This window comes from Pseudomonas syringae pv. tomato str. DC3000 (genome assembly GCF_000007805.1).
Classification (GTDB): domain Bacteria; phylum Pseudomonadota; class Gammaproteobacteria; order Pseudomonadales; family Pseudomonadaceae; genus Aquipseudomonas; species Aquipseudomonas avellanae.
The window spans coordinates 4,611,877-4,628,507 of sequence record NC_004578.1; the positions used below are offsets into that span (position 1 = coordinate 4,611,877).

The window sequence follows — 16,631 nt, forward strand, 5'->3', positions numbered from 1 at the left end:
GCTATCGGGCCAATGAATATAGGCCCGATAGACACATTTCACTAAACACATGTGAACTTGGGATCAGCTATCCACCTGGCTCCACTGCTTGCTCAACCGTTTGTCCGACACCGGCATTTTAGTGCCCAACTGCTGAGCAAAAAGCGAGACGCGATACTCTTCCATCCACCAGCGATACAACGCCAGCTCCGGGTCACGCTTGCCTTCCTGGGCGTGTTTGTCGGCGCGTGCCTGGTATTGCGCCCAGAGACCTGCCAGTTCGATGCTCCACACCCGGTCTTTTTGCACCTGGCCTGGCAGTTTCTCCAGGCGCATTTCGATGGCTTTCAGGTAGCGCGGCAGTTCTTTGAGCCACGCCGCCGGGGTTTCCCGCACAAAGCCCGGATACACCAGTTTGCTCAGTTGCGCCTTGATATCGTTGAGCGCAACCGCCTGAGACAGGTCGATCTTGCCCTTGAAGCGCTTTTGCAAACCGTGCCACAGCTTGAGGATTTCCAGCGCCAGCTTCGCGAACCGCTCGGCGTGCTCGGTCCAGTCGGCGCGCTTGCGCTCCGCCAGCGACAGCAGGCCGGCACCGTCGCGCGGCAGCTCGGCCTCACCTTCCAGCACGCAACTGTCGAGACTGGCCAGCAGAATGTCTTCGACCAGCGCATCAATACGCCCCAGTTCGCGGTGCAGCAAGGCCAGCTCGGTCTGGCCCGGCAGTTTGTTGCGCAGAAACTTCGCCGGTTCCGCCAACTGTTGCAACAGCAAGCGTTGCAAGGCGCGTCGGTGCTGGTACTCGGCTTCGGCCTGAGTAGAGAACCTGCCTTCCTTGACCGCGCCGCCCTCTTCGACCAGCGCCGGATACACCGTCATCGACAGCCCGGCTATGTTCTGCTGAGTTTTCTGTGCCACCGCAGCAAAGGCCTTGGCCTGAACCGGTTGCTGGCTTTTCGCGGTTTGCGGCACCGCGAGAGCAGCCTGACTCGCCTCGGCGAAGCGTGCGGTCAGTTCGGCCAGATCACGCCCTTCACCCAGAAACTTGCCGCTGCCATCGACGATTTCCAGGTTCATCCTCAAATGGCCTTCAAGCTGCTGCGCGGCTTCGGCCCAGGCCTCGTCGCTGACCCGAACGCCGGTCATGCGCAACAGCTCGCGGCCCAGCGCCTGAGGCAACGAGCCTTCACCAAAGGTCAGGCGTTGCAGCGCGGCCTTGATGAAATCCGGGACCGGCACAAAGTTCTTGCGCACCGCCTTGGGCAGGTTGCGTACCAGCGCGATGCACTTGGTTTCCAGCAACCCCGGCACCAGCCACTCCAGACGCTCGGCAGGCAAAGACAGCAGCAAGGGTGCCGGAACACGCAGCGTCACGCCGTCACGCGGGTGGTTGGGCTCAAAGTGGTAACTCAGCGACAGGCTCAAATCGCCCAGATTCAGCGTGTCCGGGTACTGCGCGGCGGTCACTTCGCTGGCCTCACGGGCCAACACGTCTTCTTCGCGCATGATCAGCAGCTGCGGGTTGTTCTGGCTTTCGGTCTTGTACCAGCTGTCGAACGTGGCGGTCTGGTGAATCTGGGCCGGAATTCGCGCTTCGTAGAAGCTGTACAGGGTGTCTTCGTCGGCCAGAATATCGCGACGGCGAGCCTTGGCTTCCAGCTCGTCGAGCTGTTCCAGCAAGCGTGTATTGGCGCTCAGGCACTTGGCCCGAGAGAGGATTTCGCCACGCACCAGGCCTTCGCGGATGAACAGCTCGCGTGACACCTGCGGGTCGACAGGCCCGTAATGCACCGGGCGACGACCGACCACGATCAGGCCGAACAGGGTGATCTGTTCAAACGCGACCACCTGCCCGCGCTTTTTCTCCCAATGCGGCTCGAAATGATTCTTCTTGATCAGGTGCCCGGCCAGCGGCTCGATCCAGTCCGAATCGATCTTGGCCACCATGCGCGCATACAACTTGGTGGTTTCCACCAATTCGGCAGCCATCAGCCACTGCGGGCGCTTCTTGCCCAGACCTGAGGAGGGGTGAATCCAGAAGCGTCGCTGCCGCGCGCCAAGGTAATCGCCTTCGTCGGCCTTTTGTCCGATCTGGCTTAGCAGGCCGGAAAGAATGGCCTTGTGGAATTTCGGGTAATCGGCCGGCTCCTTGTTTACCGTCAGTTGCAGGTCGCGACAGATCAGGCTCAACTGCCGATGAGAGTCACGCCACTCACGCAGGCGCAGGTAATTCAGAAAATTGCGCCGGCACCAGTTGCGCAGCGGGCTGGCGGTCAGGGTCTGGCGCTGCTCTTCAAAACCGCGCCACAGATTGACCAGCCCGGCGAAGTCCGAGTCGGCGTCCTTCCATTGTGCATGGGCCTGATCGGCCGCCTGCTGACGCTCGGGCGGGCGCTCACGCACGTCCTGCACGGACATGGCGCTGGCGACGATCAGCACTTCCTGAAGGCTGCCCTGTTTCGCGGCTTCAAGCAGCATGCGACCCATGCGCGGGTCCACTGGCAGACGCGCCAGTTGGCGACCCAGCGGGGTCAGCTGATTTTCGCGATTGACCGCCGACAGTTCCTGCAACAGGTTGAAGCCGTCGCTGATCGCCTTGCCGTCGGGTGGCTCGATAAACGGAAAGTCGGTGATCTCGCCCAGGCGCAGGTGCAGCATCTGCAGGATGACCGCCGCCAGGTTGGTGCGCAGGATTTCCGGGTCAGTGAATTCAGGCCGACCGTTGAAATCCTCCTCGCTGTACAGGCGCACGCACAAGCCCGGCTCGACACGTCCGCAACGGCCCTTGCGCTGATTGGCGCTGGCCTGGGAAACGGCCTCGATCGGCAAGCGCTGGACCTTGGCGCGATAGCTGTAGCGGCTGATGCGCGCCGTACCGGTATCGATCACGTAACGAATGCCCGGCACGGTCAGCGAGGTTTCGGCGACGTTGGTCGCCAGCACCACGCGACGACCGGGATGCGACTGAAAAATACGCTGCTGTTCGGCCGGCGATAGACGTGCATACAACGGCAAAATCTCGGTGTGCCGCAACTGAGCCTTGCGCAGCACCTCGGCCGCATCGCGAATTTCGCGTTCGCCGGGCAGAAACACCAGCACATCGCCGGGGCTTTTGCGCTCGCTGCGTTCAAAAGCTGCCAGTTCGTCCAGCGTGGCCAGAATCGCCTGATCGACAGTCAGGTCTTCTTCAACGCTGTTGCCCTCCTCGTCCTGCTCGCTGGTCAGCGGGCGATACCAGAGGTCCACGGGGAAGGTACGACCCGATACTTCGATCACCGGCGCATCGTTGAAGTGCTCGGAAAAGCGCTGCAGGTCGATGGTCGCGGAGGTGATGATGACTTTCAGGTCCGGGCGGCGCGGCAGCAGGGTTTTCAGGTAACCGAGCAGAAAGTCGATGTTCAGGCTGCGCTCGTGGGCTTCGTCGACGATGATCGTGTCGTAGCGCTCAAGAAAGCGGTCATTCTGGGTTTCGGCCAGCAAGATACCGTCAGTCATCAGCTTGATCAGGGTGTTGCTGTCGCTCTGATCCTCGAAACGTACCTGATAACCGACCAGCGCCCCCAGCGGCGTGCCGATTTCCTCGGCAACCCGGCTGGCCACGCTGCGTGCGGCGATCCGGCGCGGCTGGGTATGGCCGATCAGACCGTGCTGACCGCGACCGATTTCCAGGCAGATCTTTGGCAACTGCGTGGTTTTACCCGAACCGGTCTCACCGGCAATGATCAGCACCTGATGCTTGAGCAGCGCTTCTTTGATCTCGTCGCGCTTGGCGGCGATGGGCAAATTGTCGTCATAACGCATCGCCGGCACGCTCTCGCGCCGCGCCGTCACCTGAGCGCAGGACGCCTGAACCCGTGCCACCCACTGCGCCAGCTTCGCCTCGTCAGGCTTCTTGCGCAGCTCATGCAACTGACGGCGCAAACGATGGCGTTCGCTGATCATCGCGTGGTCGAGGTTTTTCAGGAGTTGGTCGATAGAAGGCGATTCGTCGGTCATCAGGTGCGCAGGGTCTTTTTTCAAATGGCAGGTGCGGATTGTCGCAGATTGCGGTGGGTTGTGACGATGGTCTGATCCTCAGGCCATCACTGGCACCCGTGACGAATCACGGGGGTACTGCGCCAGGCAACATGAAAAGCCGGTATCGGTAGATATAGATGACCTTTAAGCTCGAGTTTCTGCCTTCAGGACTGGTTTACCGGGTGGAAGATGATCGGGTAGCAGTGACCGGCGTCGCTGTAGGCAAGCGCGAACGAGGGGCTATCTACGATTCAGCCAAGGACAGGCTGTCTCCCTGACCTGGCTGCGAGCTCACGTCACAAAATGCACTCCGGTTCAATTATCGTGCGACGCTCTGCGTCGCATGCCGTTCTGGACGCTCCGCGTCCGATCCTGAATGCGCGGTGCAATGCAGATCTGTGACCCGGAGCGTCACGACAGGCAGTCCACTGGAGTGTGAGGAACGATAGGTGTCCGGGAGAACATGTCTAGTTTCATCAAGGGGCGGCAAGAGTCATCGCGGTCTGAGCCCCGACTTCCGTGTTCATCGGAACTTGCGCGTAGCGATGAGCACGAAGCATGCAAGACGCAGAACACCTACTTCTTCAAACCCAGCTTCTTCAATTCCTCATCACGCAGTTCGCGACGCAGGATCTTGCCGACGTTGGTGGTTGGCAGTACGTCGCGAAACTCCACGCTGCGTGGCACTTTGTAGGCCGTCAGGTTGGCGCGCATGTGCACCATAATCTGATCCTTGGTAAGGGTTACACCAGGCTTGGCCACAACAAAAACCTTGATGGATTCGCCCGATTTTTCATCCGGTATACCGATCGCTGCACATTGCAGCACGCCAGGCAGCGTGGCCAGCACGTCTTCCAGTTCGTTGGGGTACACGTTGAAACCAGAGATCAGGATCATGTCCTTCTTGCGATCGACAATCCGGATGTAGCCATCAGGCTGGATGATCGCGATGTCACCCGTCTTGAGCCAGCCGTCACTGTCGACCATTTCGTCGGTGGCCTCCTGGCGCTGCCAGTAGCCTTTCATCACTTGCGGGCCTTTGATGCACAGCTCGCCGGTTTCACCGAATGCCAGTTCGTTGCCGACATCATCGATGACCTTGCACAGCGTTGACGGCACGGGAATGCCGATGGTGCCCATCTGAATGTACTCAGAAGGATTGACCGTAGCCACCGGGCTGGTCTCGGTCATGCCGTAGCCTTCGCAGACCGGACAGCCCGTGACCTGCTTCCAGCGTTCGGCGGCGGCTTGCTGCAAGGCCATGCCACCGGACAAGGTCACTTTGAGTGCCGAAAAATCGAGATTGCGGAAGCCCTCGCTGTTGCACAAGGCCACAAACAGCGTGTTGAGGCCGACAAAACCGCTGAACTTCCATTTCGACAGTTCCTTGACCATCGACGGCAGATCACGCGGGTTGCTGATCAGGATGTTGTGATTGCCGATCAGCATCATCGCCATGCAGTGAAAGGTGAAGGCGTAGATGTGATACAGCGGCAACGGCGTGATGATGATTTCACAGCCTTCGCCAAGTTCGGACGCCATCAACGCCTTGCATTGCAGCATGTTGGCGATCAGGTTGCGGTGAGTGAGCATCGCACCCTTCGCTACGCCCGTGGTGCCGCCGGTGTATTGCAGCACGGCGACATCGACGGCGCCGGGCGAGACGTCGGTCACCGGCTGGCCATGGCCCTTGGCGAGCACGTCGTTGAACCTGACGGACTGCGGCAGGTGGTACGCCGGAACCATTTTCTTCACGTACTTGATGACGCTGTTGATCAACAAGCGTTTGAACGGCGAGAGCATGTCGGCGACTTCGGTGACAATGACGTGCTTGATCTGCGTTTTGGGCACGACCTTCTCGGCCAGGTGCGCCATGTTTGCCAGGCACACCAGCGCCTTGGCACCGGAATCTTTGAACTGGTGTTCCATTTCCCGCGCGGTGTACAGCGGGTTGGTGTTGACCACGATCAATCCGGCGCGAATCGCACCGAAGACGGCAATCGGATATTGCAGCACGTTGGGCAACTGCACGGCGATACGGTCGCCCGGCTGCAGGTCGGTGTGTTGCTGGATCCAGGCCGCGAACGCGCCGGACAGTTCATACAACTCACCGTAGGTGAGGGTCTTGCCCAGATTGCTGAACGCCGGTTTGTCGGCGAAGCGCTGGCAGGACTGCTTCAGGACCGCCTGGACATTGGGATACTCGTCGGGGTTGATATCGGCAGCGATACCGGACGGGTATTTGTCCTTCCAGAAGTTTTCAATCATTCAGCCAGCTCCATAGCGATAGCGAATTCTTCACATCGCTTGAGGCGATGATTTTCTTGTGTTTGGAATTATGCAGTAGACGCTTTTTCGCTTTATGACTGATCAAAAAGCGCGCCGAGCGTAGCAGCTTTGCCAGAGGCCGACTAGAGGCAGAAGCAGGCCGAGAAGTCACAAAAGCGACCAAAATATTAAATTCAGTCACTTTTAAAACCCGAAGAAGATATCGATTGCCAGCCTCGAAAGTACCGAGCCAGAGCGGTCAGCGATAAAAGTCGTCGCAACCGGAAAAGAAAGACCCCATGTGCAGCAGTCTGCAAATGGGGTCAGGTACGCAAACAGAGATGATTGATTAGCCTCAGGCCGGGTCGCGAAGCTCCCTGCGCAAAATCTTGCCCACCGGTGTCATGGGCAACGAATCGCGCAGAACAATAAGCTTGGGCACCTTGTAAGCGGTGAAATTCTCTTTGCAGAACGCCTTGAGTTCTTCAACGCTCACGCTTGGGTCCCGCGGCACGACAAACAGCTTCACCGCCTCGCCGGAGCGCTCGTCCGGCACGCCGATGCAGGCGCAGTTGGCCACCTTGGAATGAGTCATGATCACGTCTTCGATTTCGTTGGGGTAGACGTTGAAACCTGAAACGATGATCAGGTCCTTTTTGCGATCCACGATACTGACGAACCCGTCGGCAGCTATCACGGCAATGTCGCCAGTCTTGAACCAGCCTTCGGCGTCGAGTGCTTCGGCCGTGGCATCCGGACGATTCCAGTAGCCTTTCATGACCTGCGGCCCCTTGATGCACAATTCGCCGCGCTCGCCGAACGCAAGCTCCACGCCCTCGTCATCGATGACTTTCATGGCAGTGCCGGGCACCGGAATACCGACCGTACCCAGACGCGCCTGCGTTCCATAAGGGTTGGCGCTGGCCACAGGCGACGTTTCAGTCAGGCCGTAGCCCTCGACAATCGTGCAGCCGGTGATCTGCGCCCAGCGCTCGGCCGTGGCCTTGACCAGCGCAGTGCCGCCTGAGTTTGTGCTTTTCAGCGCCGAGAAATCCAGCTTTTTGAACTCGGGATGGTTCATCAGCGCCACGAACAGCGTATTGAGACCGATCATGGCGGTGAACTTCCACTTGCCCAGTTCTTTGATGAAGCCGGCGATGTCACGCGGGTTGGTAATCAGGATGTTGTGGTTGCCGCTGATCATCATGCACATGCAGTTCGCCGTGAATGCATAGATATGATAAAGCGGCAGCGGCGCAATCATCACCTCCGAGCCCTCCTCAAACACTGGACCACCCTCGGGACGGTCCTGGCGCATGCAGGCATAGACTTGCTGCATGTTGGCGACCAGATTGCCATGCGTCAGCATCGCACCCTTGGCCAGCCCCGTGGTGCCACCGGTGTATTGCAGCACGGCGACGTCGTCGAGGGTTTGCGCCACGGCCTGCACCCGGCTGTCACGCCCCAGTTGCAGTGCCCGCTTGAAGCCGACAGCCTGGGGCAACCGGAATGGCGGGACCAGCTTCTTGACCTTGTCAACAATGATGTTGACCAGCCACCCCTTGGCCGCCGACTGCATGTCGCCCATCTTCACTTCAATCAAATGTTCGATGGCGGTGTCCGGGAGCACTTCCTGCACCAGCTTGCCGAACATATTGAGGTAGACCAGTGCCTTGGCACCCGAGTCCTTGAACTGATGGCGCATCTCGCGCGCGGTGTACAACGGGTTGGTGTTGACCACGATCAGACCGGCACGCATGGCACCGAATACAGCAATGGGGTATTGCAGCAGGTTGGGCATCTGCACGGCGATACGGTCACCCGGCATCAGTTGCGTGTGCTGTTGCAGATAAGCGGTGAACGCGGCTGAATGACGATCAAGCTCGGCATAAGTCAGGGTCACGCCCATGTTGCTGAACGCAGGTCGGTCCGCGAACTTCTTGCAGCAGCGTTCAAACACGTCGATGACCGATTGATAGGCCTGTAGATCCACGTTGGAATCGACACCCGCCGGACGCTTGTCATCCCAGAAATCAGCTTGCATTATTTTTATCCTCTTCCCTGCATGTGCCTGGCCCGCTGTCAAAGGTCGGGGTGGCCCGACGTTATCAGTTAAAACGCGTCAGGCAAATAATCCACCTGACGTCATCAGCGGCATGAATCTTGTGCCTGTTCAGACTGCAATCTGCCACTGGCGATACACTGTCAGGCACAGGCGGGCCGGCCACGGGCAGCGTTCGACGCCGCAACAGCAGCATTTATGCGCCTTTTGCTTATATTTGCCGGGAATGTGATCCGGGGAGCGCCAGCAAGCGTCTGTATGATCTTGTCCGCGCATTGGCGGCGGCAGGTCATCAAGTGTTACAAATCAAGGCTACGTCGGACTGAATGAACCGGCCCGCTTCAATTCATTTTGATTTTCATTGTCAGGACAGCCACATGACTCAAGTCACCAACACGCCTTACGAAGCCCTTGAAGTCGGTCAGACCGCCAGCTACAGCAAGACCGTCGAAGAACGGGACATTCAACTGTTCGCGGCGATGTCCGGCGACCACAACCCGGTTCACCTGGACGCAGAATACGCCGCCAAGACCATGTTCAAGGAGCGCATTGCCCACGGCATGTTCAGTGGCGCGCTGATCAGTGCTGCCGTTGCCTGCGAGCTGCCTGGGCCGGGCACCATTTATATCGGTCAACAGATGACGTTCCAAAAGCCTGTGAAGCTGGGTGACACGCTGACGGTGCGCCTGGAAATTCTGGAAAAGCTGCCGAAATTCCGCGTCCGCATCGCCACCCGCGTGTTCAACCAGAACGACGAACTGGTGGTAGACGGCGAAGCCGAGATCCTGGCCCCGCGTAAAAAGCAGACTGTCGACCTGACCGTGCTCCCGGAGATCACCTTCGGCTGACACCGAAAACGGGCGCGCGCCCAGACAACCCCGCGCCCACGCGCTGCTATGGCCTGAACACAAATATGTGATGCATCCCGGAACTCTTTCCCTGCGCTTTCCACTCAGGGGACTAGCCGTACCTCTATCCGGGATCACCCATTGTTCATTCCCACAGGCGGGGAACTCAGCCATGAATACGATCAACAGAAACATCTACCCCGTCTCCGGGATTTCTGCGCAGGATGCCCCTGTACAAACTGATCAGCTCCAGCCGCAAGGCCAGGGCATCAGGCCGGGGCACAATAGCAACCTGATCGACTTCGGACTGATACAGCAGGCCAATGGTCCGCACTCATCGCTGAACACATCGAGCTCCAGAATTCAGCCGACTGACACCAGCACATCCTCAAACAGGCTGGGGGGTAATGGCGATCAGTTACTGAACAAACTCGTGGAAGCGATCCGTAATATCCTCAACAACCTGCTCTCTCTGCTGGAAGGCAATCAACACCAGGGCTCTTCGCCTGCACAGACCCAGCGTGAACAGACGCCGACGTCCACTCAATCGCACGCTTCGCCTTCCTCGTCGTCTTCATCTTCGCCGTCGACATCCTCCCAGTCTTCACCCTCAGTGCCTTCAACGCCTCAGGGCAACGCAGAAAAACCGTTTGTGGTGCAGAGCGATCATCCGGCGGAAAAACCGGTATCGCTGCAGAGAACCTCAGAGCCAACGTCTGTGACGCCGCCACAAACACCACCGCAGGCTGTCGAGCGAAACAGCATTACCCCGGACAAGGCACCGGCCAAACCCGAAGCGGTAAAGCCGGCAGTGGTCAACGACCCGGTGCTGCCGAAAACCTCGATCCCTGCCGCCGCCAAGCCTGACAGCACGGTGACCGCCGCAAAACACGCGACGCCCGCTGCCCGTGGCCAGGGCGCTGACATGTCCGGCATGATCGGTTTTGCCAAGGAAGCCAATACCACCGGGGGCAACAACGGCGAAGTGGTCACCGTGAACACGGTTGCCGACCTCAAGAAGTACATGGAGGACGACAAAGCCCGCACCGTCAAGCTGGGGGCCAACCTGTCTGCCGACAGTAAAGTGTCGATAAATTTCGGGGCCAACAAAACCCTGCTGGGCACCGATAAAGGCAACACCCTGCACAACATCTATCTGGCCAGCGGCAAGACCGCCAGCAACGACATTTTCCAGAATCTGAACTTCAACCACGACGCCCGTTACCGTGAAAACGGCGACATGCAGATGTTCATCAGCAGCGGTCAGAAATACTGGATCGACCACATCACCGCTACCGGAACCAAGGATCAGAACCCCAAAGGTCTGGATAAACTGCTCTACGTGGGCGGCAAGGCAGATAACGTCAGCCTGACCAATTCGAAATTCCAGAACAACGAGTATGGCGTGATTCTCGGTCAGCCGGACGACTCGGCAGCCGCCAAAGCCGAGTACAAGGGCTACCCACGGATGACAATCGCCAACAACGTGTTCAGCAACCTCGATGTCCGCGGGCCCGGTCTGTTTCGTCAGGGCCAATTTGACGTAGTTAACAACTCGATCGACAAATTCCACCTCGGTTTCACTGCGACCGGGAACGCTACCATCCTGTCGCAGGCCAACTATTTCAGCAACGGTGTCGATGTTTCCAACAAGGCAAGTAATAGCGGCGTGCTGGATGACTACGGCGATGCGCACTTCAAAGACATCGGCAGTAACGTCAGTTTCACTCAGAAATCGCCGGTTACCGCCTGGACACCGAGCTACAACCGGGACGTGAAAACAGCCGAAGCAGCCAGAGCCTATGACCTGGCCAATGCGGGTGCACAGGTCGTGAAATAACCACCAGGCCCGAAACGCAGGCGAAAAAAAGGCGACCTGCGTCGCCCGAAGTGCCTTGCGTGCTCACTGACAGAATGACGGGCCTGCGCCAGTCATTCTTTTTTATGCCGCCGATCCCGGCGTTGGCGATGACCTGCCCGAGGTCATGCTGCGTCGTGTTCGATGGCATCAGCTTAAGCGCAGCTGGATAAAAGCATGTTGATCCAGATCAGTTATCCGCTCGCCGGCCGCGCAGGCACAGGGATAACTGATCCGGGTCAATGACGCAGGAAGGGTGTCAGCGTTTTTTAGGCTTTTTCTTCGGTTTTTTGCCGCTCAACGGCATGGCCTGCTCGAAGGCGTTGCGCACTTCGTTGAGGCGTTTGTCGTTCAAATCGTGAACGCGCCTGGCGCGCTCTGCGCCCAGGTCGATCAATTTTTCATCGTCGCTCATGGCTTGCCGCTCTCGGACACTGGAAAACAGTGCCAATAATGCTTGCTCGCATCAGCCATGACCAGCACCTGTGCGGCAATTGGAGCGATCAGATCTGAATGTCGACCCAGATACCCTGACGCGGCTCGTCGTCGATCAAAGGCACGACAGGCACTGTATTGTCGGCATTGAGCGAGTCACCCGGAACGACCAGCCCCTGATATTCCTCGGCCTCTTCATAAGGACGACCCTGATGCTGCTGTTGCTGCTGTTGCTGACGTTGCTGCTCTTCACGCAATAGCAATGCGCTGCGTTCAGTATCTTCGTTGTGCAGATCGATAGAGGTCTCGTTGGAGCTCTGTTGCACCGGTGCCACAGGCGGGATGTCCGGCATGCGTTTGGCCGGGTCCAGCTGTGATGTCACGGGCACCACACTTAACGGAAGCATAGGTTGCAGCATGGTTTTATCTCCTCTTATCGGGGTTTCGGCCGTGTGCGTGGCAACTTGAACCGAGAAATAAGCAGCAATGATTTATAAGGCCTTTTTGGACTGCGTTTAGTGAAATTAGTGTCATGGAACTAAAAATTTGATGCGTCGCACGCCCCGACGGCGAGTTTTTTCACGTCACCTTTGGTCTTCGGTGCGCGTTCCGTTAACATAGTCAGCTTTTTCAAGCGGGAGACAGGCAGCATGGCGCAGCAGTATCAACCGGGGCAACGCTGGATTAGTGACAGCGAAGCCGAGCTGGGTTTAGGCACCGTTCTGGCACAGGACGGCCGCTTGTTGACCGTGCTCTATCCGGCCACTGGCGAGACGCGCCAGTACGCACTGCGTAATGCGCCGCTGACCCGCGTGCGCTTCTCGCCGGGCGATGTGATCACGCACTTCGAAAACTGGAAGATGACCGTTCGCGAAGTCGACGATGTCGACGGCCTGCTGGTGTACCACGGCCTGAACGCGCAGAACGAAGTGGTCACGCTGCCGGAAACCCAACTGTCGAACTTCATCCAGTTCCGCCTGGCGACCGACCGTCTGTTCGCGGGCCAGATCGACCAGTTGTCGTGGTTTTCGCTGCGCTACAACACGCTTGAGCACACCAGCCGCCAGTTGCAGTCCTCGCTTTGGGGCCTGGGTGGCGTGCGTGCGCAACCTATTGCGCACCAATTGCACATCGCCCGGGAAGTCGCCGACCGCATCGCGCCACGCGTATTGCTGGCCGACGAAGTGGGTTTGGGCAAGACCATCGAAGCCGGCCTGGTGATTCATCGCCAGTTGCTGTCGGGGCGCGCCAACCGCGTGCTGATTCTGGTTCCGGAAAACCTCCAGCACCAGTGGCTGGTGGAGATGCGCCGCCGCTTCAACCTGCAGGTTGCGCTGTTCGACGCCGAACGCTTCATGGAAAGCGATGCCGGCAACCCGTTTGAAGACACCCAACTGGCGCTGGTTGCGCTGGAATGGCTGGTCGAAGACGAAAAGGCGCAGGACGCCCTGTTCGCGGCGGGCTGGGACCTGATGGTGGTCGACGAAGCGCACCACCTGGTCTGGCACGAAGAAAAGGCCAGCCGTGAATACTCGCTGGTCGAACAACTGGCCGAGGTCATTGCCGGCGTACTGCTGCTGACCGCAACGCCAGAACAACTGGGCCAGGACAGCCACTTCGCCCGCCTGCGCCTGCTCGACCCGAACCGTTTCCACGACCTGAAAGCCTTCCGCGCCGAGAGCGAAAACTATCGCCCGGTGGCTCAGGCCGTTCAGGAACTGCTCGACAAGGGCAAATTGTCCGCTGCGGCGCAGAAGACCATCCACGGGTTCCTCGGTGCCGAAGGTGACACCTTGCTCGCGGCGGTCAATGCCGGCGACGACGAAGCCAAGGCACGTCTGATTCGCGAACTGCTGGACCGTCACGGCACCGGCCGCGTGCTGTTTCGCAACACCCGCGCCGCCGTGCAGGGCTTCCCGGAGCGCAAACTGCATCAATACCCGCTGCCCTGCCCTGTTGAATACCTTGAACTGCCGGTTGGCGAGCACGCCGATCTTTACCCCGAAGTGAGTTTCCAGTCGCAGTCGGATGCCAGCGAAGAGGAGCGCTGGTGGCGCTTTGACCCACGCGTCGAATGGCTGATCGACACGCTCAAGATGCTCAAGCGCGTCAAGGTGCTGGTCATCTGTGCTCACGCTGAAACCGCCATGGACCTGGAAGACGCGCTGCGCGTGCGCTCCGGCATTCCGGCCACAGTGTTCCACGAAGGCATGAACATCCTTGAGCGCGACCGCGCCGCAGCCTATTTTGCGGACGAAGAGTTTGGCGCTCAGGTACTGATCTGTTCGGAAATCGGCAGCGAAGGCCGCAACTTCCAGTTTTCCCACCATCTGGTCCTGTTCGACCTGCCGTCGCACCCGGACCTGCTGGAACAGCGCATCGGGCGTCTGGACCGGATCGGCCAGAAACACGTCATCGAGCTGCACGTGCCATTCCTGGAGACCAGCCCCCAGGCGCGTCTGTTCCAGTGGTATCACGAAGCGCTCAATGCGTTCCTCAACACCTGCCCGACCGGTAACGCGCTGCAGCATCAGTTTGGACCGCGCCTGTTGCCCTTGCTGGAAAGCGGTGACGACGATGAGTGGCAGAGCCTGATCGATGAAGCCCGCAGCGAGCGCGAGCGTCTGGAAAGCGAGCTGCACACTGGCCGCGACCGGCTGCTGGAGCTCAACTCCGGTGGTGCTGGCGAAGGTGAGGCACTGGTTGAGGATATTCTCGAACAGGACGATCAGTTCAGCCTGCCGATCTACATGGAAACCCTGTTCGACGCCTTTGGCATCGACAGCGAAGACCACTCGGAAAATGCCCTGATCCTCAAGCCGAGCGAGAAGATGCTCGACGCCAGCTTCCCGCTGGGCGACGACGAAGGCGTGACCATCACGTACGACCGCAATCAGGCACTGTCTCGTGAAGACATGCAGTTCATCACCTGGGAACACCCGATGGTCCAGGGCGGCATGGACCTGGTGCTGTCCGGTTCGATGGGCAACACGGCGGTGGCACTGATCAAGAACAAGGCGCTCAAGCCGGGTACTGTGCTGCTGGAGCTGATTTACGTCAGCGAAGTGGTCGCGCCGCGCTCATTGCAACTGGGACGCTACCTGCCGCCTGCTGCACTGCGCTGCCTGCTCGACGCAAATGGCAACGATCTGTCGAGCCGTGTCTCGTTCAATACCCTGAACGATCAGCTTGAAAGTGTGCCACGCGCCAGCGCCAACAAGTTCATCCAGGCGCAGCGTGATCAGCTGACCCCGAGGATCAACGCAGGCGAAGAGAAAATCACTCCCAAGCACGCTGAACGCGTGGCCGAAGCACAACGCCGTCTGGCAGCCGACACCGAAGAGGAACTGGCACGTCTGACCGCTTTGCAGGCGGTCAACCCTACCGTGCGTGACAGCGAACTGGTCGCCTTGCGCACTCAGCGCGAACAAGGTCTGGCGATGCTTGAAAAAGCCGCGCTGCGCCTTGAGGCGATTAGGGTACTGGTTGCGGGTTGACGCCGCGCTGACTCTCCTCCCCATGCTCCGCGTGGGGATGCATTTCGTGACGCTCCGCGTCACAGCGATCTGCGATGGCAGTGATGCTTGTTCACGGCTCGAATCACCTTTTCGCCCCTCGGCGACCTACTTTGATGGGGCCAAAGTAGGCAACCCCTTCCGCCAACCCCGCCACTGGTTCTTCCGCCACCATGCGCGCCGTCATCCGTTCGGCATCCCGGCTGAAGCAGCGCGATGCCTGATACAGAAACAGCAGGGTCAGAAACAGCGCGACCGGGATCAGGTACATGGCGTCGTGCAGGCCGATGGCCTTGAAGCTTTCGTTCATGACCTCGACACCCGCCACGCCCATCGCCGAGTGGGCGAAGTGATCAGACAGCAGACCGACCACCACCGGCCCAAGCCCGCCACCGAGCAGATAGAGCCCGGCAAAGAACAACGCCATGGCGGTTGCCCGCAGGCGTGGCTCGACCACGTCCTGAATCGCGGTGTAGACGCAGGTGTAAAAGTTGTAGGCAAACAGCCAGCCAAGGCTGAAAACGCCGACAAATACACCGATCTCGATTCGTCCAGCATGCAACGCATAGCCTGTCGCCAGCGCGGCGACCAGCATGCTGAAAGTCGCAAACAGCAGCCGGCCATTGGCGGAGCGCTGGTGCAGCTTGTCGGCAATCCAGCCGCCCAGCGTCAGGCCGATCAAACCGGTAACGCCCACGATGATCCCTGTCGCCACCGCCGCTTCCTGCAACGGCAGAAGGAAGTAGCGCTGCAACATCGGCACCATGAATGAATTGCAGGCGTAGGTCGCAAAATTAAAGGTCAGACCGCCCAGCACCAGCCAGCGAAAGGTCGGGATCGACAGCACGCGGCGGATCGGCTTGTCGATCTTCGCTTGCGACATACGCACGTTTTCGGCAGCGCCGCGCTTGGGCTCCCTGATGAAAAAGATCAACACCGCCAGCAACAGACCGGGCACCGCCGCAATGAAAAATGGCGCACGCCAGCTGTCGAACGCCTTGACCATCGCACCAATGGTAAAGAACGCCAACAGCAAGCCCAATGGCAGACCGAGCATGAACAGGCCCATTGCACGTGCACGCCGGTGGGCAGGAAACAGGTCGCCGATCAGCGAGTTGGCCGCAGGCGCATAACTGGCCTCGCCTATCCCGACGCCCATGCGTACCAGCAGGAACGCCCAGAAACTGCCGACCATGCCATTGACCGCCGTCAAGCCGCTCCAGACCGCCAGCCCGCAGCCCATCAGTTTTTTGCGCGACCCGTTATCCGCCATGCGCCCCAGCGGCAGGCCGGCGATGGCGTAGACCAGTGTGAACGCAGTGCCGAGCATGCCCAGTTGAAAATCGCTCAAGTGCCATTCCAGACGAATAGGCTCAACGATGATTGCCGGAATGGTGCGATCGAAAAAGTTGAACAGATTGGCCAAAAACAACAGGAACAGAACACGCCAGGCATTGGCCGCTTGAGTCGCGTTTTCCGGCGGGAGCTTGTTCATGGCGCCATTCGTCCTTCTATGGTCAGTCACTCAAATCTAGAAGCAGGAAGGTTGTCTGTCTGTAAATATTCGTAACTACGGCAGGTGCGTGATGGCCTTTTATAACTATTCGTTATTGAACTGATGTCAAAATGTCCCCTCATTTGGGTGGCAG

At 59.1% G+C, this 16,631-nt stretch carries 10 protein-coding genes; 4 read left to right on the forward strand and 6 right to left on the reverse strand.

The window, feature by feature from the left end; translation table 11 throughout:
• Window positions 1–63: 63 nt before the first annotated feature.
• Window positions 64–3,975: an ATP-dependent RNA helicase HrpA gene (gene hrpA / locus PSPTO_RS21220; RefSeq protein ID WP_011104871.1), complete on the reverse strand. Its 3,912-nt coding sequence runs from the start codon at window positions 3,973–3,975 to the stop codon at window positions 64–66.
• A gap of 158 nt (window positions 3,976–4,133) precedes the next feature.
• On the opposite strand from hrpA, the gene PSPTO_RS21225 reads away from it, so the two are divergent.
• Window positions 4,134–4,274 carry a hypothetical protein gene (locus PSPTO_RS21225; protein ID WP_011104872.1) on the forward strand — a complete coding sequence of 47 codons (141 nt, stop codon included), beginning with the start codon at window positions 4,134–4,136 and terminating at the stop codon, window positions 4,272–4,274.
• A gap of 298 nt (window positions 4,275–4,572) precedes the next feature.
• Here the strand turns inward: PSPTO_RS21225 and fadD1 are convergent, their stop codons facing one another.
• Both fadD1 and fadD2 read right to left on the reverse strand, forming a co-directional pair.
• On the reverse strand, window positions 4,573–6,264 hold the full coding sequence (gene fadD1 / locus PSPTO_RS21235; protein ID WP_011104873.1) for a long-chain-fatty-acid--CoA ligase FadD1: 1,692 nt from the start codon (window positions 6,262–6,264) through the stop codon (window positions 4,573–4,575).
• A 355-nt stretch (window positions 6,265–6,619) separates the two neighbouring features.
• Window positions 6,620–8,308 carry a long-chain-fatty-acid--CoA ligase FadD2 gene (fadD2, locus tag PSPTO_RS21240; protein WP_011104874.1) on the reverse strand — a complete coding sequence of 563 codons (1,689 nt, stop codon included), beginning with the start codon at window positions 8,306–8,308 and terminating at the stop codon, window positions 6,620–6,622.
• A gap of 395 nt (window positions 8,309–8,703) precedes the next feature.
• Between fadD2 and PSPTO_RS21245 the strand changes: the two genes are divergently transcribed.
• Window positions 8,704–9,174: a MaoC family dehydratase gene (locus PSPTO_RS21245; RefSeq protein ID WP_005740134.1), complete on the forward strand. Its 471-nt coding sequence runs from the start codon at window positions 8,704–8,706 to the stop codon at window positions 9,172–9,174.
• Window positions 9,175–9,346: 172 nt separating this feature from the next.
• Complete coding sequence (locus PSPTO_RS21250) at window positions 9,347–11,014, forward strand: type III helper protein HopAK1 (protein WP_011104876.1); 1,668 nt, start codon at window positions 9,347–9,349, stop codon at window positions 11,012–11,014.
• A gap of 277 nt (window positions 11,015–11,291) precedes the next feature.
• Here the strand turns inward: PSPTO_RS21250 and PSPTO_RS29940 are convergent, their stop codons facing one another.
• Both PSPTO_RS29940 and PSPTO_RS21255 read right to left on the reverse strand, forming a co-directional pair.
• The gene (locus PSPTO_RS29940) at window positions 11,292–11,447 is read right to left on the reverse strand and encodes a hypothetical protein (RefSeq protein ID WP_005740131.1); all 156 of its coding nucleotides are present in this window, start codon (window positions 11,445–11,447) and stop codon (window positions 11,292–11,294) included.
• Window positions 11,448–11,535: 88 nt separating this feature from the next.
• Entirely contained in the window at window positions 11,536–11,886 is a 351-nt protein-coding gene (locus PSPTO_RS21255; RefSeq protein WP_011104877.1) for a hypothetical protein, read from the reverse strand.
• A gap of 231 nt (window positions 11,887–12,117) precedes the next feature.
• Between PSPTO_RS21255 and rapA the strand changes: the two genes are divergently transcribed.
• Window positions 12,118–14,964: an RNA polymerase-associated protein RapA gene (gene rapA / locus PSPTO_RS21260; RefSeq protein WP_005764946.1), complete on the forward strand. Its 2,847-nt coding sequence runs from the start codon at window positions 12,118–12,120 to the stop codon at window positions 14,962–14,964.
• Window positions 14,965–15,067: 103 nt separating this feature from the next.
• Here rapA and PSPTO_RS21265 read toward each other — a convergent pair whose 3' ends face one another.
• Window positions 15,068–16,477, reverse strand: a complete 1,410-nt coding sequence (locus tag PSPTO_RS21265) for a spinster family MFS transporter (protein WP_005764944.1) — start codon at window positions 16,475–16,477, stop codon at window positions 15,068–15,070.
• Between the last annotated feature and the right edge of the window lie 154 nt (window positions 16,478–16,631).

Coding starts and splice junctions, on each gene's coding strand:
- hrpA (WP_011104871.1), bottom strand. CDS start 3,975: ATGACCGACGAATCGCCTTCTATCGACCAACTCCTGAAAAACCTCGAC.
- PSPTO_RS21225 (WP_011104872.1), top strand. CDS start 4,134: ATGACCTTTAAGCTCGAGTTTCTGCCTTCAGGACTGGTTTACCGGGTG.
- fadD1 (WP_011104873.1), bottom strand. CDS start 6,264: ATGATTGAAAACTTCTGGAAGGACAAATACCCGTCCGGTATCGCTGCC.
- fadD2 (WP_011104874.1), bottom strand. CDS start 8,308: ATGCAAGCTGATTTCTGGGATGACAAGCGTCCGGCGGGTGTCGATTCC.
- PSPTO_RS21245 (WP_005740134.1), top strand. CDS start 8,704: ATGACTCAAGTCACCAACACGCCTTACGAAGCCCTTGAAGTCGGTCAG.
- PSPTO_RS21250 (WP_011104876.1), top strand. CDS start 9,347: ATGAATACGATCAACAGAAACATCTACCCCGTCTCCGGGATTTCTGCG.
- PSPTO_RS29940 (WP_005740131.1), bottom strand. CDS start 11,447: ATGAGCGACGATGAAAAATTGATCGACCTGGGCGCAGAGCGCGCCAGG.
- PSPTO_RS21255 (WP_011104877.1), bottom strand. CDS start 11,886: ATGCTGCAACCTATGCTTCCGTTAAGTGTGGTGCCCGTGACATCACAG.
- rapA (WP_005764946.1), top strand. CDS start 12,118: ATGGCGCAGCAGTATCAACCGGGGCAACGCTGGATTAGTGACAGCGAA.
- PSPTO_RS21265 (WP_005764944.1), bottom strand. CDS start 16,477: ATGAACAAGCTCCCGCCGGAAAACGCGACTCAAGCGGCCAATGCCTGG.